Origin of the sequence: Streptomyces sp. KL116D (assembly GCF_030766975.1) — a bacterium.
Lineage (GTDB): Bacteria > Actinomycetota > Actinomycetes > Streptomycetales > Streptomycetaceae > Streptomyces > Streptomyces longispororuber_A.
Window position 1 is genome coordinate 124,696 of record NZ_JASERH010000032.1, and the last position, 19,920, is coordinate 144,615.

At 72.5% G+C, this 19,920-nt stretch carries 15 protein-coding genes; 10 read left to right on the forward strand and 5 right to left on the reverse strand.

The genetic code is table 11. The features are described from left to right. Window positions 1–60: 60 nt before the first annotated feature. A complete protein-coding gene (locus tag RBJ77_RS12525; RefSeq protein WP_372345114.1) occupies window positions 61–720 on the reverse strand; it encodes an MOSC domain-containing protein in 660 nt (219 codons plus the stop codon). Window positions 721–819: 99 nt separating this feature from the next. On the opposite strand from RBJ77_RS12525, the gene RBJ77_RS12530 reads away from it, so the two are divergent. Then, a complete protein-coding gene (locus RBJ77_RS12530) occupies window positions 820–1,716 on the forward strand; it encodes a LysR family transcriptional regulator (RefSeq protein ID WP_372345052.1) in 897 nt (298 codons plus the stop codon). A gap of 69 nt (window positions 1,717–1,785) precedes the next feature. On the opposite strand, the gene RBJ77_RS12535 is transcribed toward RBJ77_RS12530, so the two are convergent. Continuing rightward, the gene (locus RBJ77_RS12535) at window positions 1,786–2,139 is read right to left on the reverse strand and encodes a WhiB family transcriptional regulator (protein WP_372345053.1); all 354 of its coding nucleotides are present in this window, start codon (window positions 2,137–2,139) and stop codon (window positions 1,786–1,788) included. 391 nt (window positions 2,140–2,530) lie between these two features. Here RBJ77_RS12535 and RBJ77_RS12540 point away from each other — a divergent pair, with 391 nt between their 5' ends. The 4 genes from RBJ77_RS12540 to RBJ77_RS12555 all read left to right on the forward strand — a co-directional run bounded on the left by RBJ77_RS12540 (window position 2,531) and on the right by RBJ77_RS12555 (window position 6,907). Continuing rightward, entirely contained in the window at window positions 2,531–3,142 is a 612-nt protein-coding gene (locus RBJ77_RS12540) for a response regulator transcription factor (protein ID WP_003948568.1), read from the forward strand. A 300-nt stretch (window positions 3,143–3,442) separates the two neighbouring features. After that, window positions 3,443–4,030: a sigma-70 family RNA polymerase sigma factor gene (locus tag RBJ77_RS12545; protein WP_305128166.1), complete on the forward strand. Its 588-nt coding sequence runs from the start codon at window positions 3,443–3,445 to the stop codon at window positions 4,028–4,030. Between the two features lie 128 nt (window positions 4,031–4,158). After that, complete coding sequence (gene guaB, locus RBJ77_RS12550) at window positions 4,159–5,664, forward strand: IMP dehydrogenase (RefSeq protein ID WP_255975369.1); 1,506 nt, start codon at window positions 4,159–4,161, stop codon at window positions 5,662–5,664. A gap of 118 nt (window positions 5,665–5,782) precedes the next feature. Then, complete coding sequence (locus RBJ77_RS12555) at window positions 5,783–6,907, forward strand: GuaB3 family IMP dehydrogenase-related protein (protein WP_372345054.1); 1,125 nt, start codon at window positions 5,783–5,785, stop codon at window positions 6,905–6,907. A gap of 145 nt (window positions 6,908–7,052) precedes the next feature. Here the strand turns inward: RBJ77_RS12555 and RBJ77_RS12560 are convergent, their stop codons facing one another. Beyond that, entirely contained in the window at window positions 7,053–7,628 is a 576-nt protein-coding gene (locus RBJ77_RS12560; protein WP_372345055.1) for a hypothetical protein, read from the reverse strand. A gap of 61 nt (window positions 7,629–7,689) precedes the next feature. Continuing rightward, the gene (locus tag RBJ77_RS12565) at window positions 7,690–8,943 is read right to left on the reverse strand and encodes a nucleotide sugar dehydrogenase (RefSeq protein ID WP_372345056.1); all 1,254 of its coding nucleotides are present in this window, start codon (window positions 8,941–8,943) and stop codon (window positions 7,690–7,692) included. A gap of 274 nt (window positions 8,944–9,217) precedes the next feature. Between RBJ77_RS12565 and RBJ77_RS12570 the strand changes: the two genes are divergently transcribed. Beyond that, complete coding sequence (locus tag RBJ77_RS12570; RefSeq protein WP_372345057.1) at window positions 9,218–10,924, forward strand: glycerol-3-phosphate dehydrogenase/oxidase; 1,707 nt, start codon at window positions 9,218–9,220, stop codon at window positions 10,922–10,924. Between the two features lie 22 nt (window positions 10,925–10,946). Here RBJ77_RS12570 and RBJ77_RS12575 read toward each other — a convergent pair whose 3' ends face one another. Then, window positions 10,947–11,948: a serine hydrolase domain-containing protein gene (locus RBJ77_RS12575; protein WP_372345058.1), complete on the reverse strand. Its 1,002-nt coding sequence runs from the start codon at window positions 11,946–11,948 to the stop codon at window positions 10,947–10,949. A 136-nt stretch (window positions 11,949–12,084) separates the two neighbouring features. On the opposite strand from RBJ77_RS12575, the gene RBJ77_RS12580 reads away from it, so the two are divergent. The 4 genes from RBJ77_RS12580 to RBJ77_RS12595 all read left to right on the forward strand — a co-directional run bounded on the left by RBJ77_RS12580 (window position 12,085) and on the right by RBJ77_RS12595 (window position 19,892). Next, window positions 12,085–14,109 carry a serine/threonine-protein kinase gene (locus tag RBJ77_RS12580; RefSeq protein ID WP_372345059.1) on the forward strand — a complete coding sequence of 675 codons (2,025 nt, stop codon included), beginning with the start codon at window positions 12,085–12,087 and terminating at the stop codon, window positions 14,107–14,109. 146 nt (window positions 14,110–14,255) lie between these two features. Next, the gene (locus RBJ77_RS12585) at window positions 14,256–16,550 is read left to right on the forward strand and encodes a protein kinase (RefSeq protein WP_372345060.1); all 2,295 of its coding nucleotides are present in this window, start codon (window positions 14,256–14,258) and stop codon (window positions 16,548–16,550) included. Between the two features lie 124 nt (window positions 16,551–16,674). Beyond that, window positions 16,675–18,246 carry a protein kinase gene (locus RBJ77_RS12590; RefSeq protein WP_372345061.1) on the forward strand — a complete coding sequence of 524 codons (1,572 nt, stop codon included), beginning with the start codon at window positions 16,675–16,677 and terminating at the stop codon, window positions 18,244–18,246. Window positions 18,247–18,311: 65 nt separating this feature from the next. After that, window positions 18,312–19,892: a serine/threonine-protein kinase gene (locus RBJ77_RS12595; protein WP_372345062.1), complete on the forward strand. Its 1,581-nt coding sequence runs from the start codon at window positions 18,312–18,314 to the stop codon at window positions 19,890–19,892. The last annotated feature ends 28 nt before the right edge of the window (window positions 19,893–19,920 follow it).

Sequence of the window (19,920 nt, forward strand, 5' to 3'; positions counted from 1 at the left end):
ATCGGGGACGGCCCCGAACCGCCCCCGACCCCAACCCCCTCGCAGCCCCCGGGTTTTCCCCTACGAGTGCGCCTGCGCCCCGTACTTCTCGACGTACTGCCGGGCCTGCCGGGTGGACTCCGGGTGCAGCGCGTCGCCCGCCGCGAGCAGCTGCGGCAGCAGCTTCCGCTCGGTGGTCACGGCCCGGAACTGGAGGGCGACGGTGACCTCGTGCGCGGGCCGGTGCAGGATCTCGATGGCGTCCCCCGCCCGGATCTCGCCGGGCTCGACGACCCGCAGGTACGCGCCGGACCGGCCGTCCTGCGTGAACCGCCTGACCCAGCCCTTCTCGCCCAGATGCCCTTGGAACGTCCGGCACGGGATCCGGCCCGAGGTCACCTCGAGGACCAGCTCGGAGCCGACCCGCCAGCGCTCGCCGATCTTCGCGCCGGAGACGTCCACGCCCTCGGTCGTGAGGTTCTCGCCGAAGGAGCCGCTGGGCAGCGGCCGGCCCAGCGTGCGCTCCCAGTCGTCCAGGTCCTCGCGCGCGAACGCGTACACCGCCTGGTCGTCGCCGCCGTGGTGCCGGGTGTCGCACACGGCGTCCCCGGCGAGCCCGCTCGCGCCGATCCCCTTCTGCCCGGGCGCCGCCACCCGCACGGGCCCGTCGACCGGCTGCTTGTCGATGCCGGTCAGTCCCTCGGGCTGGTCGGTGTACTCGACGGCCTTCGGGCGGCCCAGGTTGAGAGAGAAGCTTCATGACGTCGACGCTACGGGACCCGCACCAAAGCCGCTACGCATTATTCGCGCCCGACCCCAAGGTCCGCTTATGATTGATGCATGATCGAGGCCCGTCATCTCCGTGTCCTGCGCGCCGTGGCCGCCACCGGCTCCTTCTCGGCGGCCGCCCGCGAGCTGGGCTGCACCCAGCCCGCCGTCAGCCAGCAGATGAAGGCCCTGGAGTCCTCGGCCGGCACCCCGCTGCTCATCCGCACCGGCCGCGAGATGCGGCTGACGCAGGCGGGCGAGGCCCTGGTCCGACACGCGGCCAGCATCCTCGCCGGGCTGACCGCCGCCGAGGAGGAGGTCGCCGCGATCGCGGGCCTGCGCGCGGGCCGGGTCCGTCTCGTCTCCTTCCCGAGCGGCAGCTCGACGCTGGTCCCGACGGCCCTCGCCGCCCTGCGCGCCGAGCACCCCGGCACCCGGGTCTCGCTGGTCGAGGCCGAGCCGCCGCGCTCGGTCGAGATGCTGCGCGAGGGCGACTGCGACGTCGCGCTCGCCTTCCGGTACGAGGGCGCCCACGCGGCGGAGGAGTGGGACGACCTGGTGGTCAGGCCGCTCCTCGCCGACCGGCTCGTGGGTCTGGTCCCCGAGGGGCACCCGCTCGCGGCGGCCGGCTCGGTGACGATCGACGCGTTCGCGGACGACCCGTGGATCGCGGGCTGCCCGCGCTGCCGCCGCCAGCTGGTCGAGGTGTGCCGGGGCGCCGGGTTCGCGCCCCGCATCGACTTCGCGACGGACGACTACCCGGCGGTGGTCGGCCTGGTGGGCGCCGGACTCGGGGTGGCGGTCCTGCCCGAACTGGCCATCGAGTCCGTTCGGCCCAAGGGTGCACGGACAGTGACGGTCGAGCCGGCGGTGCAGCGCGAGATCGTCGCGCTCACCCTGCCCGATCTGGCCCAGGTCCCGGCGGTGGCCGCGACCCTCGACCACCTCGCGAAGGCCGCCACCCGCTGATCCGGGCACGGGCGCACCGGAGTGCGCCCTGCCGTACCCGCGGCGCACCCGTGGTGCAGAAACGTTCCTTCAGTTGTGGGAAGCGCCGCTGGAGAGCCCGGCGGCCGCCGGGCCCCCGCTCGTCGCCGATGCCGCGACGAGCCGGTTGCGGGCCCGCCCCATCAGCTCTTCGCGCTCGTCCTCGGTGAGGCCGCCCCACACGCCGTACGGTTCGCGCACCTGTAGGGCGTGAGCAGCGCACTCCGCCCGTACCGGGCACCTCATGCAGACCTCTTTCGCCGAGTTCTCACGGGCGCTGCGCGCCGCTCCCCGCTCGCCCTCCGGGTGGAAGAAGAGCGAGCTGTCGACCCCGCGGCAGGCCGCGAGGAGCTGCCAGTCCCACAGATCTGCGTTCGGTCCGGGAAGGCGGGAGAAATCTGCCATTGCTGTGTCCCCTTGTAGCCGTTGTGACGCGGATACGGTGCCCATGACCGTACATCTACTGTCTAAGGAGATGAAAATATGACTCATTGAGAATCTAGCTACAGACACCAGCAAAAGGGAAGAAAAGGCGCTAAATGGGGCATAGCTTGTGATGAAACCTTGAGGGTCTGTTGCGCCGTCTCCGCTGTGTCCGGCCCCTCACGTAGAGTGCCGAAGTAGGCCGTCCGACCCGTAACTCTTTCGAGTGACCATCGTTGAGGGTGCAGAGGCGGTTGAAAGAACAAGCGCTCGGGCATCTGTCCGAAACTGCTTGAGAGTGTCGACCGCACAGGTGAAGATTCGTACCAGCCTGGAGGCCCAAGGTGACGCGCATCAGCTGCGGAGGACGGTCATGACATCCGTCCTCGTCTGCGACGACTCCCCGCTTGCCCGAGAGGCGCTCCGCCGCGCGGTCGCGACCGTGCCCGGCGTCGAGCGCGTGACGACCGCGGCCAACGGCGAGGAAGTCCTCCGCCGCTGGGGCGCCGACCGCTCGGACCTGATTCTGATGGACGTACGCATGCCCGGTCTGGGCGGCGTCGAGACGGTCCGGCGGCTGCTGTCCGCCGACCCCGGTGCGCGCATCATCATGCTCACCGTGGCCGAGGACCTGGACGGGGTCGCGCTCGCGGTCGCCGCCGGGGCCCGCGGATATCTGCACAAGGACGCCTCGCGCGCCGAGCTGCGTGCCACGGTGACGCAGGCGCTGGCCGACCCGACGTGGCGGCTCGCCCCGCGCCGGCTGCGGTCCGCCGAGATGGGCGCCGCGCCGACGCTCACCGCGCGTGAGATCCAGGTGCTGGAGGGCATGAGCCACGGCCGGTCCAATGCCGAGATCGGGCGTGAGCTGTTCCTCTCCGAGGACACCGTGAAGACGCACGCACGGCGGCTGTTCAAGAAGCTGGGTGCGTCCGACCGGGCGCACGCGGTGGCTCTGGGCTTCCGCTGGGGTCTGGTGCGGTAGAGCGTCATCGAGGTGCCGCGTCACCGGTCGTCCGCGGGTCCGCGGTGACTGGTCGCGCACACTCGGCGGAGCCGCGTGTCGAGACTGTCCCGCGCCCCTTCGGGGGCGCGGCTCTTCGTTTCTCGCGGGATGCCGCATCCTTGAGGTGTGGAGTTCCTCGGGGACGACGAGTCGGGCGAGCAGGGTCAGCGAGAGGGGAGGGCGCAGGAGATGAGTTCCGGCGCACCTGCTCATAACGCTTCGGTGCACAACCAAGGGCACGGTGCCACGGACCGCGCGGCGGCAAGGCACCATGGACCGATGCGCGACGACGAGACAGTGACCCCACAGGGGGTCATCGGTACGCTCGTCGGCCGCGCCGTGGACGGCGACGAGCAGGCGACCCACGATCTGCTCGCCCGCGTCCACCCCCTCGCGATCCGGTACTGCCGCACGCGGCTGTCCCGGCTCCCGGGCGACGCGCGGCACTTCGTCGAGGACCTCGCCCAGGAAGTCTGTGTCGCGGTGCTGCTCGCGCTGCCGCGCTACAAGGACACCGGGCGGCCCTTCGAGGCGTTCGTCTTCGCCATCGCCGCGCACAAGGTCGCCGACCTGCAGCGCGCCGCCATGCGCGGACCCGGTTCGACGGCGGTGCCGTCCGACGAGATGCCCGAGCGGCCCGACGACTCCCTCGGTCCCGAGGAGCGCGCCCTGCTCAGCAGTGACGCCGAATGGGCCAAGAAGCTGCTCGCCAACCTTCCGGAGAACCAGCGGGAGCTGCTCCTGCTGCGGATCGCCGTGGGGCTCACGGCGGAGGAGACCGGGCAGATGTTGGGCATGTCACCCGGCGCCGTGCGCGTCGCGCAGCACCGGGCGCTGAGCCGTCTGCGGGCGCTCGCCGAGCAGTAGCACACGGTCCCGTTCGCGTACGTGTGAACGTACAAATCAGCCTGATGATCTTGATCGTGGAATGAGACACGTCGTCGGGCCGTTAGCATGGACATCCGCACCGATCAAGGCCATTTGGGGAAGGTGTCATGACTGCAAACGTCGACGGAGTGCCCGAGAAATTCGCGACACTCGGGCTGACCTACGACGACGTGCTGCTGCTGCCCGGCGCGTCGGACATGGCGCCGGACCAGATCGACACCTCCTCGTACGTGTCGAAGAACGTGCGGGTGAACATCCCGCTGCTCTCCGCCGCGATGGACAAGGTCACCGAGTCCCGCATGGCCATCGCCATGGCGCGGCAGGGTGGCGTCGGCGTCCTGCACCGGAACCTGTCGATCGCCGACCAGGCGAACCAGGTCGACCTGGTGAAGCGCTCCGAGTCCGGCATGGTCACCGACCCGATCACGGTGCACCCCGACGCGACGCTCGCCGAGGCCGACGCGATCTGCGCCAAGTTCCGGATCTCCGGCGTCCCGGTGACCGACCCGGCGGGCAAGCTGCTCGGCATCGTCACCAACCGCGACATGGCCTTCGAGTCCGACCGCACCCGTCAGGTGCGCGAGGTCATGACGCCGATGCCGCTGGTCACGGGCAAGGTCGGCATCTCCGGCGTCGACGCCATGGAGCTGCTGCGCCGCCACAAGATCGAGAAGCTTCCGCTGGTCGACGACGCCGGTGTGCTCAAGGGGCTCATCACCGTCAAGGACTTCGTGAAGGCGGAGAAGTACCCGCACGCCGCGAAGGACGCCGGGGGCCGGCTGCTCGTCGGTGCCGCGGTCGGCGTGGCCGGTGACTCCTTCGAGCGCGCCCAGGCGCTGATCGCCGCTGGCGTCGACTTCATCGTCGTCGACACCGCGCACGGCCACTCCCGGCTCGTCGGCGACATGGTCGCCAAGATCAAGTCCAACTCGAGCGGTGTCGACGTCATCGGCGGCAACATCGCCACGCGGGACGGCGCCAAGTCGCTCATCGACGCCGGTGTCGACGGCATCAAGGTCGGTGTCGGACCGGGCTCCATCTGCACCACCCGCGTCGTCGCCGGCATCGGCGTCCCGCAGGTCACGGCCATCTACGAGGCGTCCCTCGCCGCTAAGGAGGCCGGGGTACCGGTCATCGGCGACGGTGGTCTGCAGTACTCCGGCGACATCGCCAAGGCGCTCGTCGCCGGTGCCGACACCGTGATGCTCGGCTCGCTGCTCGCGGGCTGCGAGGAGTCGCCGGGCGAGCTGCTGTTCATCAACGGCAAGCAGTTCAAGTCGTACCGGGGCATGGGCTCGCTCGGTGCCATGCAGACGCGTGGCGACCGCAAGTCCTTCTCCAAGGACCGGTACTTCCAGGAGGGCGTCGCCTCCGACGAGCAGCTGATCCCCGAGGGCATCGAGGGCCAGGTCCCGTACCGCGGTCCGCTCTCCTCGGTCGTGCACCAGCTCACCGGCGGTCTGCGCCAGTCGATGTTCTACGTCGGCGGCCAGACGGTGCCGGAGCTCCAGCAGAACGGCCGCTTCGTGCGCATCACGTCCGCGGGCCTCAAGGAGAGCCACCCGCACGACATCCAGATGACGGTCGAGGCGCCGAACTACAGCCGTAAGTAATCGCAGGTCGTATGGGCTAGGGGCGGTCCCGGGGTCACCGGGGCCGCCCCTCCCGTGTGTGTCGGGGATACTGGACACGCAGGCCCAAGAGGGACCCAATGGAAAGGCGCCCCACAACGTGACTGAGATCGAGATCGGGCGCGGCAAGCGCGGCCGCCGCGCGTACGCCTTCGACGACATCGCCGTCGTACCGAGCCGGCGCACCCGCGACCCGAAGGAGGTCTCGATCGCCTGGCAGATCGACGCCTACCGCTTCGAGCTGCCCTTCCTGGCCGCCCCCATGGACTCCGTCGTCTCGCCGGCGACCGCGATCCGCATCGGTGAGCTCGGTGGCCTCGGCGTGCTCAACCTCGAAGGTCTGTGGACCCGGTACGAGGACCCGCAGCCGCTGCTCGACGAGATCGCCGAGCTGATGCCCGAGGTCGCGACCCGCCGTCTGCAGGAGATCTACTCCGCGCCGATCCAGGCCGACCTGATCAAGCAGCGCATCAAGGAGGTGCGCGACTCCGGCGTCGTCACCGCCGCCGCGCTCTCGCCGCAGCGCACCGCCGAGTTCTCCAAGGCCGTGGTGGACGCGGGCGTCGACATCTTCGTGATCCGCGGGACGACCGTCTCCGCCGAGCACGTGTCGGGCGCCGCCGAGCCGCTCAACCTGAAGCAGTTCATCTACGAGCTCGACGTGCCGGTCATCGTCGGCGGCTGCGCCACGTACACCGCGGCGCTGCACCTCATGCGGACCGGTGCCGCGGGTGTTCTTGTCGGGTTCGGTGGCGGGGCCGCTCACACGACCCGGAACGTCCTGGGCATTCAGGTGCCGATGGCTACTGCCGTGGCCGATGTGGCTGCCGCCCGCCGCGACTACATGGACGAGTCCGGCGGCCGGTACGTGCACGTCATCGCCGACGGTGGCGTGGGCTGGTCCGGCGACCTGCCGAAGGCCATCGCCTGCGGTGCCGACGCCGTGATGATGGGGTCCCCGCTGGCCCGCGCCACGGACGCGCCCGGCCGCGGTCACCACTGGGGCATGGAGGCCGTCCACGAGGACGTGCCGCGCGGCAAGAAGGTCGACCTGGGCACGGTCGGGACGACCGAGGAGGTCCTGACCGGGCCTTCGCACACGCCCGACGGGTCCATGAACTTCTTCGGTTCGCTGAAGCGGGCCATGGCGACGACCGGGTACAGCGAGCTCAAGGAGTTCCAGCGGGTGGAGGTCACTGTGGCCGACTCGCATCACCGTCGCTGACGCCGTGTCGTAGCCGGATATGGGTTGGGCCCCGCCGTTCGGCGGGGCCCAACCCGTTTGTGCGCCTGTTCGTCTGCGGGCCGGTGGGGGCTGGTCGCGCAGTTCCCCGCGCCCCTGAGGGGCGCTCCTTCTGCCCCGAAGCCTCTTAGAGGGAGGCCTTCTTCGTGCTGCCGAAGGCGGCTGCCGCGCCGACCAGGAGGAAGAGGTAGGTCAGGAAGTCGGCTTCGTGCTTCCAGCCCTCGTTGAGGTCGCTGAAGTGATCCGTGAGGATGTCGAGGAACGAGACGTTCCCGAGATCCGCAATGGCCATCGCGTAGCCGGTGAGCTGGCCCAGGTACACCGCGCCCAGCGCCAGCACCGCGCAGACGAACGGCAGCGCCTGGCTGCGGCCGCCTATCTTGCCCGCGGCGAAGCCGATGATGAGGCCGACGCCGACGGCCGCGTAGCCGATCTCCGCCTCGACGGCCTTCATGATGGCGCCGTATATCCAGGCGGTCACGAGGGCCAGGACGACCGCCGCGACGATGCCGAGGGCGACGTTGCCGCTGCGGCCCGCCGGGGGCGGGGGCGGGAAGCCGCCGCCCATCGGGCCGCCCTGCTGCTGCGGGAACGGGGTGTACTGCTGCTGGGGCGGCTGCTGCTGCGGGTAGCCGTAGCCCGGCTGGGGCGGGCCCTGCTGGGCGTACGGATTTCCGTCCTGTGGCTGCGGCGGCTGGGTCATGCGGTCCCCCTGGGGTGTGAATGCTGGCACGGATGTGCGCAGAAGGGCCGCAGAGTAGCAGTCAGAGCCGGTGAGCCGCTCCTGCCGGAGTCGCTCCCCTGGTGTCCAGGAGGAGCTGGGCCTTCACCGCGAGGCCCTGGAGGTCGTACGTGCGGTGGTGCTGGAGCAGGATCGTCAGGTCCGCGTCGGCCGCCGCCTCGTAGAGGGAGTCGGCGCGCGGGACCGGGCGGGACAGGACGTTCCACGACGGGATGTGCGGGTCGTGGTAGCTGACGGCCGCGCCGAGCTGCATGAGGCGGGTCGCGATCTCCTCGGCGGGGGTGGCCTGTTGGTCGGCGAGGTCCGGCTTGTAGGTGACGCCGAGGAGCAGGACGCGGGCGCCGCGGGCCGACTTGCCGTGTTCGTTGAGGAGGGTGGCCGCGCGCTGGACGACGTACCGCGGCATGTGGTTGTTGACCTGGCGGGCCAGTTCCACCATGCGCAGCGGGCGCGTGGGCAGGTGCGGGGACGTCAGGTCCTGGGGGAGGGCGTGGCCGCCGACCCCGGGGCCCGGGCGGAACGCCTGGAAGCCGAAGGGCTTGGTCTCGGCACAGCGGATCACGTCCCACAGGTCGACGCCCAGGTCGTGGCAGAGGACGGCCATCTCGTTGACCAGGGCGATGTTGACGTGGCGGTAGTTGGTCTCCAGGAGGTGGACCGTCTCCGCCTCGCGGGGGCCGCGGGCGCGGACCACCTTGTCGGTCAGGCGGTTGTAGAAGGTGGCCGCGGACTCGGTGCAGGCCGGGGTGAGGCCGCCGATGACCTTGGGGGTCGCCGCGTAGGGGTGGGTGCGGTTGCCGGGGTCGATCCGGCCCGGGGCGTGGGCCAGGTGGAAGTCGCGGCCGGCGCGCAGGCCCGAGCCCTCTTCGAGGAGGGGGAGGAGCGCCGTCTCCGTGGTGCCCGGCGGGACCGGCGACTCGATGATGACGGTGGTGTGCGGGCGCAGGTGGGCGGCCAGGGTGCGGGTCGCCTCGATCACCGGGGTGAGGGACGGGGTGCCGTCCGCTCCGGGTGGTGTGGGGGCGCAGACGACCGCGGTGCGGACGCGGGCGAGTTCGGCCGGGTTCGCGGTGGGGCGGAAGCCGGTGGCCAGCATGCGGCGGACGTCGGCGGCGGTGATGGCCGCGCCGTCCGCGTCGCCGGGCAGCCGGCCCGCCGCGAGGTCCTGGGCACGGGCGGTGTCGTGGCCGACCGTCGCGATCCTGGCGGCGACTGCGGCCTGGGCGAGGGGCAGGCCGAGGTGGCCGAGGCCGATGACGGCGAGGTCTGCGGGCATGGCGGTTGCCGTCCTTCCCGGGAGGCGGACCGGCCTTTAGCCGGAGCGGGACGAGGGTGCAAGCCCGGTGGACAGGACGGGCGAGCGCACTGTCAGACTAGGAGTAAATATGACCGATATGCGGCATTGTCGGGTCGCGGGATTCGGAGTGTTGCTTTAGGGGACACCCCTACGCTTCGGCGTGGCTGGAATCGGGCAGGAGGGTCAGAATCGGGAACATGCCGCATTGCGCGGCGGCGTGCGCCCTGGAACCCCACGACACCGGGAGGCAGCAGTGAAGTCAGCGACACTGGGACCCGAGCAGCGTGCGGAGGCGCTGGCCGCGATGGCCGAGCGCGAACTGGACATCCTGGTCGTGGGCGCGGGCGTGGTCGGCGCGGGCACGGCCCTCGACGCGGTCACCCGGGGCCTGTCCACCGGGATCGTCGAGGCGCGGGACTGGGCGTCCGGCACGTCGAGCCGGTCCAGCAAGCTGATCCACGGGGGCCTGCGGTACCTGGAGATGCTGGACTTCGCGCTCGTGCGGGAGGCGCTGAAGGAGCGGGGGCTGCTGCTCGAACGGCTGGCGCCGCACCTCGTGAAGCCTGTCCCCTTCCTGTATCCGCTCCAGCACAAGGGCTGGGAGCGGCTGTACGCCGGGTCGGGTGTCGCCCTATACGACGCGATGTCGATGGCGCGCGGCCACGGGCGCGGACTCCCCGTGCACCGGCACCTGACCCGCAAGCACGCGCTGCGGGTGGCGCCCTGCCTGAAGAAGGACGCGCTGGTCGGGGCGCTTCAGTACTACGACGCGCAGATGGACGACGCCCGCTACGTGGCGACCCTGGTGCGCACCGCCGCCATGTACGGGGCCAAGGCCGCCAACCGGGCCCGCGTCACCGGGTTCCTGCGCGAGGGCGAGCGGGTCGTCGGGGCCCGGGTGGAGGACGTCGAGGGCGGCGGCGAGTACGAGATCCGGGCCAAGCAGGTCGTGAACGCGACCGGCGTGTGGACCGACGACACCCAGGCCATGGTGGGCGAGCGCGGGCAGTTCCACGTACGGGCCTCCAAGGGCATCCACCTCGTCGTGCCCAAGGACCGGATCAACTCGACGACCGGGCTGATCCTGCGCACCGAGAAGAGCGTGCTGTTCGTGATCCCGTGGGGCCGGCACTGGATCGTGGGCACCACTGACACCAGCTGGGACCTGGACAAGGCGCACCCCGCCGCCTCCAGCGCCGACATCGACTACCTGCTGGAGCACGTGAACTCCGTGCTCGGCGTGCCGCTGTCCCGTGACGACGTGCAGGGCGTCTACGCGGGCCTGCGGCCGCTGCTCGCGGGCGAGTCCGACGCCACCAGCAAGCTGTCCCGCGAGCACACCGTGGCGCATCCGGTGCCGGGGCTCGTCGTGGTGGCCGGCGGCAAGTACACGACGTACCGGGTCATGGCCAAGGATGCCGTCGACGAGGCCGTGCACGGGCTCGACCAGCGCGTCGCCGAGTGCGTCACCGAGGACGTGCCGCTGGTCGGCGCCGAGGGGTACCGGGCGCTGTGGAACGCGCGGGCGCGGATCGCCGCGCGGACCGGGCTGCACGTCGTACGGGTCGAGCACCTGCTGAACCGGTACGGGGCGCTGGCCGAGGAGGTCCTGGAACTGGTCGCGGGCGATCCCGGGCTCGGGGCGCCGCTGGGCGGTGCGGAGGACTACCTGCGGGCCGAGGTCGTGTACGCCGCCTCGCACGAAGGGGCCCGGCACCTCGACGACGTGCTGACCCGGCGGACCCGGATCTCCATCGAGACCTTCGACCGGGGCACGCGGTCCGCCCGGGAGGTGGCCGAGCTGATGGCGCCGGTGCTGGGCTGGGACAAGGACCAGGTCGAGCGGGAGGTCGAGCACTACGAGAAGCGGGTGGAGGCCGAGCGGGAGTCGCAGTTGCAGCCGGACGACCTCACGGCCGACGCGGCCCGGCTGGGCGCGCCCGACATCGTGCCGCTCTGACACCGCTCCCCGGCCCCGCGCGTCAGACGCAGAACTCGGCCGTCAGCAAGCGGCGTTCCACGTCCGGGCCCCTCGCCAGCGTCTGCCGCGTCACCCGGTACGTCATCACCCGGGAGCCGTCCCGGGTCGATGCCGTGCGGACGTAGGTGTCGGCGATGCGGCCGTTGTGGCCCCAGACCGTGATGCCGCAGGGGAGCCTCTCGGGGAACAGGCCCATGCCGTAGTGGCCGTGCGCGGGGCGGGTGTTGAGCATCGCGGACAGGGCGGACGGCGGGAGCAGCCGGCCCCTCAGGAGGGCCCGGTAGAAGCGGTTCAGGTCGGGCAGCGTGGAGATCACCTCGCCGGCCGCGCCCGCCGCGCGCGGATCGAGGCGGATCGCGTCGGGGCCGTGCGGGCGCGGGACGGCGGTGCGCGTGCCGGGGAAGCTGGTGCCGGTGAGGCGCAGCGGGGCGATGATGCGGCGGCGGACCTCGGTGGCGTACGAGTGGCCGGTGACCTGACGGATGATCATGCCGAGGAGTACGTAGTTGGTGTTGGAATAGGCCCAGGCGCCGCCGGGCGCGGTGCGGGCGTGGGCCAGCGCGAGGGCCGCCACGGCCGCCGGGGTGAGCGGCGTCGTCCCGTGGTTCGTGGCCGTGAAGTCGTAGAGGCCGCTGGTGTGGGTGAGCAGGGAGCGCAGGGTGAGGTCGCCGAGGGGGGCGAGGGCGGGGAGGTAGCGGGTGACCGGGGCGGATACGTCCAGGCGCCGCTCGGCCGCGAGTTGGAGGACCACCGTCGCGACGAACGTCTTCGTGATGCTGCCCGCGCGCACGTGATCGGCGGGCGTGAGGGCGGCATTCGTGGTGGTGAAGCGGGTGTCCGCGCCCTCGGTGGTGAGCAGCGCGGCCGCCGGGGCCTTGCCCTGGGTGACCAGCAGCGGAAGAGTGGCCTCCGCAGGGGTTCCCGGGCGCGGTGCGCTGCCCGGATTCAGGCACAGAAGAGCCGCAGTCACGGGTATGGCCAGGAGTGTCCGGAGTGCGGGCATGGCGGTCCCTTCAGAGGCGCGGTCCATCATGCGGGACGTTCCTGAGAACGGTGTCCCAGGGGCGACCCGGGGCGTCGGGTGGTCCTCGCGTGAGGGACAATGAAGGCTCTGTCAGGGCGGGTTGCAGAGGGGACGCATGTCGGAGGCGGAGCGGGCGGGCGAGGCTCGTCAGGACAACAGCGTGCGTCAGGACTCTTCGGTCGAGGACGCCCGGGACGAGCGGGAGTCCGCCGGTCAGGACCCGGAGGGACGGCTGCTCGCCGGGCGCTACCGCCTCGGCGGCGTGCTCGGCCGGGGCGGCATGGGCACCGTGTGGCGCGCCAAGGACGAGACGCTGGGGCGCACCGTCGCGGTCAAGGAGCTGCGCTTCCCGTCGAGCATCGACGACGAGGAGAAGCGCCGCCTCATCACGCGTACGTTGCGCGAGGCGAAGGCGATCGCCCGGATCCGCAACAACGGCGCCGTGACCGTCTTCGACGTCGTGGACGAGGACGACCGCCCGTGGATCGTCATGGAGCTCGTCGAGGGCAAGTCCCTCGCCGAGGCCATCCGTGAGGACGGTCTGCTGGAGGCCAAGCGCGCCGCCGAGGTCGGGCTCGCCGTCCTCGACGTGCTGCGCTCCGCGCACCGCGAAGGCATCCTGCACCGCGACGTGAAGCCGTCGAACGTGCTGATCTCCGAGGACGGCCGGGTCGTGCTCACCGACTTCGGTATCGCGCAGGTCGAGGGCGACCCCTCCATCACGTCCACCGGCATGCTCGTCGGCGCGCCGTCGTACATCTCGCCCGAGCGGGCCCGCGGCCACAAGCCGGGACCCGCCGCCGACCTGTGGTCGCTCGGCGGTCTCCTGTACGCGGCCGTGGAGGGCGTCCCCCCGTACGACAAGGGGTCGGCGATCGCCACGCTGACCGCCGTGATGACCGAACCGGTCGACCCGCCCAAGAACGCCGGACCGCTGGAGCCCGTGATCTACGGGCTGCTCGCCAAGGATCCCGCGCAGCGGCTCGACGACGCGGGCGCCCGCGCGCTGCTCAACGAGGTCATCCACGCGCCCGAGCCGAAGGCGGCCCCCGAGCCGGAGCCGGTCGAGGCCACCAAGGTCGTGCCGCTGCCGCCCGTCCCGCCGACCACGTCCCTGCTCAAGAAGCGCACGCCGAAGGCCGGTTCCGCCGCGGCCGCCGGAGTCGCCGGGGTCGCCGCCAAGGGCGAGGAGGCCGCGGAGAAGCTGCGCGGCGCGCTCAAGTCCGTGCGCAAGGCGGCCGCCGCCGCGACCGCCCCCCGCGAGAAGGACGCCGCCGCCGGGAGCCCGGCGGCCGGGCGGATCCCGGCGCAGCCCGGCGGGCCGCCGCGCACGCCGTCGTCGGGCAGGACGGCGGGCAAGGCGTCGATCACGGACGTCGTGCCGCGCCGCACCCTGGTGATCGCCGCCGTCGTGGCCCTGCTCGTCGTCATCGGCACCGTCCTCGCCCTCACGCTGAACGGTGGCGACGACACCGGCGGCAAGGGCGGCGACAAGGCCGGGTCCGCCGGCACCACCGCGGGCGGCGACGGCCAGGGCAGGAACAAGGAGCAGGGCAAGGGCCAGGAGAAGGGCTCCGGTTCGGGCAAGGGCTCCGGCGAGGACGAGAACGAGCCGGACGAGAACGAGCCCGACGAGGACGAGGGCGGCTCGGCCGCCCCCGGTCAGGGCGCCTCGCCCAGCAGTGACGGCAAGACGCCCGGCGCGAGCACGGCCGAGAAGACGTACCAGCACTCCCAGGGCTTCCGGATCGGGCTGCCCAAGGGCTGGAAGTACGCCTCGACGAGCGCGGCCGGCGCCCGCTTCACCGGCCCGAACGGACAGAAGCTGCTGGTCGGCTGGACCGGCACGCCCAAGTCCGACCCGGTCGCCGACTGGCACAGCCAGGAGCAGTACATGCGCCGCGCCCAGTACGACCGCGTGCGGATAGCGTCGGTGGACTACCGCGGCTGGAACACGGCCGACTGGGAGTTCACCTACGTCGACGGGGGCACCAAGTACCACTCGATAGACCGCGGGTTCGTGGTGAACGGCTCGCTGGGATACGGGCTGATGTACACCGCGAAGGACGCCGCGTGGGACGGGGCGCAGCGCAAGTCGGCCTGGAAGACCTTCACGGAGACGTTCAAGCCCAAGTCCTGAAGTCCTCCGAAGTCCTCAACCCGAGAGCCGTTCGGCACGTATCGTGAGTGCTTGCGGACCGTACGCAGCCGTATCAGGAAGCGTAACGGGCCGCATCGCGAACGGAATTGACCACCGAGCGCACGGATGGACCCGGGGAGGACGTCGTGGACGAGTATGCGGGGCGGGTGCTCGCCGACCGTTACCGCCTGCCGTTGCCGGCCTCCGACCAGTACGGGACCCCGGAGTTCTCCGAGGCCAGGGCCTTCGACACGTACAGCGGGCAGGAAGTCCTGGTCCGCCAGGTGCCGTTGCCCGAGGTCGTCGAGGCCGAGGTGCTCGACGCGGACGGGCTGCCGGCGGGGTTCAGGCCCGGCGCGCCGCCGGTCAGGGCGTCCGCCGAACCCGCCGTGGCCCGCGCCATCGAAGCGGCGCAGGCCGCCGCGCAGATACCCGACCACCCCCGGCTCGACCAGGTCTTCGACGTGTTCGCCGAGGGCGGGTCGCTGTGGATCGTGAGCGAGGTCGTGGCCGCGCGGACCCTCGACTCGCTGCTCGCCGAGGGACCCATCAGCCCCTACCGGGCCGCGGAGCTCGCCTCCGACGTGCTGACGGCGCTGCGGGCGCTGCACGCGCACGGGTGGGTGCACCGGAACATCACCGTGCGCACGGTGCTCGTCTGCGACGACGGCCGGGTGGTGCTCACCGGTCTGGCCGCCGGGGCCGCCGAGGAAGCGCTGTGCGGGTTCGATCCGCGGCCGCAACCTGGCTCCGTGGACCCGGAGTTCGGGGGTGCGGCGCCGGAGGCAGCGCCCGCGCCGCCGTCGGTACCGGCGCCGGCGCCGTCCGTGCCCGCGCCCGCCGTGGCGCCGGATCCCGGGGACTTCCGGGCCGCCCGGGCCGGGGCCATCGCCGCGTACCGGGCCGGGGCCCGGGCCGCGAGTGCGGGGTCCCGGGACCGGGGTGCGGACCGGGAGAGTTGGCACGGGGCCTCGCCCCGTCCCGGGCGGCAGATCGAGGCCCAGGCCGAGGCCGAGGCCGTTGTGCAGCCCACTCGTTGGGACGAGCTCATATCCGGGGGAGACGACTCGGGGCTCCGCCCCGGACCCCGCTCCTCGAACGCCGGCGGGGCTGGAAGCGCCGGGGCCGTCATGGCCGAGCGGGCGCGGCAGGTCAGGATGACCGTCGTCGGGCCCGTCACCGAGCGCTGGGCGCCCGAGCAGGCCTACCCGGTGCAGGAGAGCTGGCAGTTGGCCGCGCCGGTCGGGCCCGCCACCGATCTGTGGGCCCTCGGCGCCCTGCTCTTCCGTGCCGTGCAGGGGCACGCCCCGTACCCGGAGGAGTCCACGCCCGAGCTGGTGCAGATGGTGTGCGCCGAGCCGCCCGCGTTCGCCGAGGAGTGCGGGCCGCTGCGGCCCGTCGTCGAGTCGCTGCTGCGCCAGGACCCCACCGAGCGCCTCGACTTCGAGGAACTGCGCGGCTGGCTGCGGTCGTTGGTGCGGTCCGCGCCGGAGCCGGAGGCCGGGGCGAACGTCGTGCCCGCGCCCGCCTTCGACGCCGCCCGGCTGCCCATCGTCCGCCGGCGCGGCGAGCTCGTCCGCAGGCGCCGCGGCAAGGCGCGTCCCGCCGCGGGACACGCCCGGCACAAGCACAAGAGAGTGCGTGCCGAGCGGGTGCGGGCCGAGCGGATGCCGAGGGAGCGGGCACCCAAGCAGCGGGCCCCCGAGCAGCGGGCGCCGCGGCAGCGCCCGCCCGGGTCGCTCGGCCGGTGGCTGCTCGTGCTCGTCCTGGTCGGGCTGGTGAGCGCGGTCGCGTACGTGATGGTGTTCATGCCGAAGGCCGAACCCAGTACGGGCGGCACGAAGGAGAACGCCAACGCGGTGGGCGGTGCCCCCAGGGCGCCGGAGAGCGACGAGCCCGACGGGAAGCCCTCCGCCCGGCCGTCCACCAAGTCGCCCGGCGGCAGGAGCAGTTCGAAGCCGTCCAGCACACAGCCCCAGTCCGACGTCGCCGCCGGGTTCACGCTGCGCAAGGACGCCGAGGGCTTCGAGGTCGCCGTGGCCAAGGGCTGGCAGCGGCAGGACAAGAACGGCCGGGGCCAGGTCGTGTACGCGCACGGCGACTTCGAGCTGCTCGTCGTCCCCGGCCGGGACTCCACGGCCACGTACGGCAAGGACCCGATGGCGTACCAGCGCGAGCACGAGCGGGAGCTGCAGCCGTTCCGCGACTCGACCTGGGCCACCTCCAGCGGCATGAAGTCGATCGACGTCGGCGGGCGGACCATGGCCGAGGGGCAGTTCACCTGGCAGGGGTCCGACGGCCGGGAGATCTTCGTGCGCAATCTCGCCATGGTCGTCGGCGGCAAGTACCACGTGGTGCAGGTCCGGGGCCCGGAGGCGGAGCGCGACGAGGTGTCGCGGCTGTTCGAGCAGGCGTCGTCGACGTACCAGTACCGGGGCTGAACCCGGCCCCGCCCGGGGCGACAAGCGTCACAGTGCGGTTTCCATGGCACCCCGCCTGTTCCTTGCGTGGCTCCCGCTCCCTAGTGTGACCCTGTCAAGACCTTTGCGGGGGAACGTGAATCAGATGCAGGGCCAACTCCTCGCCGGCCGCTACCGGCTCGGCGAATCGATCGGGCGCGGTGGCATGGGCCGCGTGTGGCGTGCGCACGACGAGGTCCTGCACCGCTCGGTCGCCGTCAAGGAGTTGACCGCCGCCCAGTGGGTGGCCGAGGCCGACCGCGCGGTGCTCCTCGCCCGTACGCAGACGGAGGCGCGGGCCGCCGCCCGCATCAACCACCCCGCCGTCGTGACCGTGCACGACGTCCTCGAACACGACGACCGGCCATGGATCGTCATGGAGCTGGTCGAGGGACCCTCGCTCGCCGACGCCGTCAAGGAGCACGGCCGGATCGTGCCCGCCGAGGCCGCCCGGATCGGCCTGTGGACGCTGCGCGCGCTGCGCGCCGCGCACGCCGCCGGGGTGCTGCACCGCGACGTGAAGCCGGGCAACGTGCTGCTCGCGCGCAACGGGCAGGTCAAGCTGACCGACTTCGGGATCGCGCAGGTCGAGGGCGACTCGACCATCACGCGGACCGGCGAGATCGTCGGCTCCGTGGACTATCTGGCGCCCGAGCGGGTCAGCGGCTCCGAGCCCGGTCCCGCCTCCGACCTGTGGGCGCTGGGCGCGACCCTGTACACCGCCGTCGAGGGGCGCTCCCCGTTCCGCCGGACGTCCCCGCTGAGCACCATGCAGGCCGTCGTCACCGAGGAGCCCGAGGACCCCGAGCACGCCGGGGTGATGGGCCCGGTCATCAGCGCCCTGCTGAGCAAGGACCCGGCCGCCCGGCCCAGCGCCGACGAGGCCGAGGTGATGCTCGCCGAGGCCGCCGAGGGCCGCCGGGCGAGCGCGGCGCAGGCGTACGTGCCGACGCAGGTCCACGTGCCCGCGCCGCCCGAGTCCGCCACCGCCGTGGCCCCGCCGTCCGTCCTCCAGGCGGCCACCACGCCAGTGGCCGCGCGGCGGCGCCGCTGGCCGCGGGTGCTCGCCCTCGCCGTCGCGGCGGTGCTCGTCGCGGGCGGCGGAGCGTTCGGCGCGATGTACTACCTCGACCACCGGGACAGCGGCGGCGACTCGTCGGCACGGCAGAACGTCGGCGGGGACGACGGCGGGTCGCCGAGCGCGACGCCCAAGTCCGGGGCGATCCCCGACGACTGGGTGCGGGTCGACGATGTCGAGGGGTTCAGCCTGATGCTGCCGCCCGGCTGGGAGCGCCAGCAGGACGGCTCGCAGATCGACTACACGCCCGACGGCGGCCAGCGCTTCGTCCGGATCGCCATCGACCGGCAGTCCGACTGGAAGGACTCCTACCAGCACCAGCTCGACCTGGAGAAGGCGGTGCTCAAGCTGCCGGACTACCAGCGGGTGCGGTTGCAGACCAACACGTTCCGGGACCGGCCCGGTTCGCTGTGGGAGTTCACCTGGACGGCCGGGGCGAAGGACACGACGAGCGGGCCGCGGCACGCCATCGAGGAGACGTACCGGGCGGAGGACGGCACCGAGTACGCGATCTACCTGTCCGTTCCGGAGAGCCAGTGGCCGGGTGCGCGCCAGCAGTTCGACGCGATCCTCAAGGGGTGGCAGCCGCCCGGGTCCTGATGCCGTACGGCCCCTGACCGGAAGCGGACAGTCCCCGCGTTCGGGCGTGCGGCATGATGGGGCGCATGGGGACCGAGGGGGGCAACGTCCGGGTGATCGCCGGGCGTTATCGGCTGGAGACCAGAATCGGCCGGGGCGGCATGGGGATCGTCTGGCGGGCCTCCGACACTCTGCTCGGCCGGCAGGTCGCCGTCAAGGAACTCGGCGTCGACGAGACCCTCTCCGAGGACGAGGCGCGCCAGCAGCGGGAGCGGATGCTGCGCGAGGCGCGGGCCGTGGCCCAGCTGCGGCATCCGAACGTGATCGTCGTCCACGACGTCGTGCTGCACGACGGACACCCGTACATCGTCATGGAGTTGATCGACGGCGGCTCGCTCGCCGACCGCGTCGCGCGGGACGGTCCCGTCGACGCCCTGGAGGCCGCGCAGATCGGGCTCGCGCTGCTCGGGGCGCTGCGCGTCGCCCACGCCGCGGGGGTGCTGCACCGCGACCTCAAGCCGGCGAACGTGCTGCTGGAGTCCGGAACCGGGCGGGTCGTGCTCACCGACTTCGGGATCGCCCAGGTCGAGGGGGCGACCACACTCACGGAGACCGGCGGCTTCGTCGGGTCGCCGGAGTACACCGCGCCGGAGCGGATGGCGGGGGAGCGGGCCGGGCCCGGCGCCGACCTGTGGTCGCTCGGGGCGCTGCTCGTCGCCGCGATGACCGGTGAATCGCCGTTCCGGCGCGACTCGTTGGGCGGCATCCTGCACGCCGTCGTGTACGAGGACATACAGCCGCCGCAGCAGACCGCGCCGCTGCTGCCGGTGGTCCGGGGCCTGCTGGAGCGGGAGCCCGCCCGGCGGATGTCCCTCGACGAGGCCGAGCGGCTGCTGCGCGCGTACGTCGCCACGGGCGCCACCCCGCAGCCCGCCGTGCGGTTCGTGCCGTACACGCCGACCCAGCGGAACGTTCCGGTGACGCCGCGGGGCCGCAGGATTCCGCCGCGGGTGCTGCTCGTGGCGGCGGCGCTCGTCGCGGCGGTCGCCGGGGCGGGCATCGCGGCCGCCGCGCTGCTCGCCGGGCGGGACGACGGCTCGCCGCCCGCGCCGACCGGTTCGCCGTCGCACACGGCCAGTTCCCCGGCCATCCCGCGGCCCACGCCGACGGTGACCGTCACCCGGCAGGAGACCCGCACCGAGACGCCGAGCCCGACCGCGCCCGCCGGGTACCGGACCGTCACGGACCGCGGGGGGTTCGAGTTCGCGGTGCCCGACGGCTTCACCCGCACCGTCGAGGGGTCCCGGATCTTCTACGTGTCGCCCGGCAAGACCTACCGGATCGGCGTCAAGGTCGAGCGGGCGCAGAGCGGCGGGCCCGGCGCCGTGCAGCGCAGGGCGCACGCCGACGGGCCGCGGAACAACCCGGGTTACCGGAACGGCCGGGTCACCGACACCTCGCACGACGGGCGGGCGGCCGCGCTGTGGGAGTTCACCTGGGACGGGTTCAGCACGGCCGAGGGCGCCCGGCACACCGTCGATCTGTGCTGGCAGCGGGGCGGCCGGCTGTACGACGTGTGGGTGTCGGCGCCGGTCGGCAGGGCGGGCGAGGCCAGGGCGTACTTCGACGTCGCCGTCGACACGTTCGTGCCTTCCGCGGGGGAATGAGGGGTGACGGCGGTACGGGGGCGGGTCG

What these genes read in the sequence shown, in the direction of transcription:
- RBJ77_RS12535 (WP_372345053.1), bottom strand. Translation starts at nt 2,139, where the DNA reads ATGGCAGATTTCTCCCGCCTTCCCGGACCGAACGCAGATCTGTGGGAC.
- RBJ77_RS12580 (WP_372345059.1), top strand. Translation starts at nt 12,085, where the DNA reads ATGTCGGAGGCGGAGCGGGCGGGCGAGGCTCGTCAGGACAACAGCGTG.
- RBJ77_RS12545 (WP_305128166.1), top strand. Translation starts at nt 3,443, where the DNA reads ATGCGCGACGACGAGACAGTGACCCCACAGGGGGTCATCGGTACGCTC.
- RBJ77_RS12565 (WP_372345056.1), bottom strand. Translation starts at nt 8,943, where the DNA reads ATGCCCGCAGACCTCGCCGTCATCGGCCTCGGCCACCTCGGCCTGCCC.
- RBJ77_RS12560 (WP_372345055.1), bottom strand. Translation starts at nt 7,628, where the DNA reads ATGACCCAGCCGCCGCAGCCACAGGACGGAAATCCGTACGCCCAGCAG.
- RBJ77_RS12530 (WP_372345052.1), top strand. Translation starts at nt 820, where the DNA reads ATGATCGAGGCCCGTCATCTCCGTGTCCTGCGCGCCGTGGCCGCCACC.
- RBJ77_RS12540 (WP_003948568.1), top strand. Translation starts at nt 2,531, where the DNA reads ATGACATCCGTCCTCGTCTGCGACGACTCCCCGCTTGCCCGAGAGGCG.
- RBJ77_RS12575 (WP_372345058.1), bottom strand. Translation starts at nt 11,948, where the DNA reads ATGCCCGCACTCCGGACACTCCTGGCCATACCCGTGACTGCGGCTCTT.
- RBJ77_RS12595 (WP_372345062.1), top strand. Translation starts at nt 18,312, where the DNA reads ATGGGGACCGAGGGGGGCAACGTCCGGGTGATCGCCGGGCGTTATCGG.
- RBJ77_RS12590 (WP_372345061.1), top strand. Translation starts at nt 16,675, where the DNA reads ATGCAGGGCCAACTCCTCGCCGGCCGCTACCGGCTCGGCGAATCGATC.
- guaB (WP_255975369.1), top strand. Translation starts at nt 4,159, where the DNA reads ATGACTGCAAACGTCGACGGAGTGCCCGAGAAATTCGCGACACTCGGG.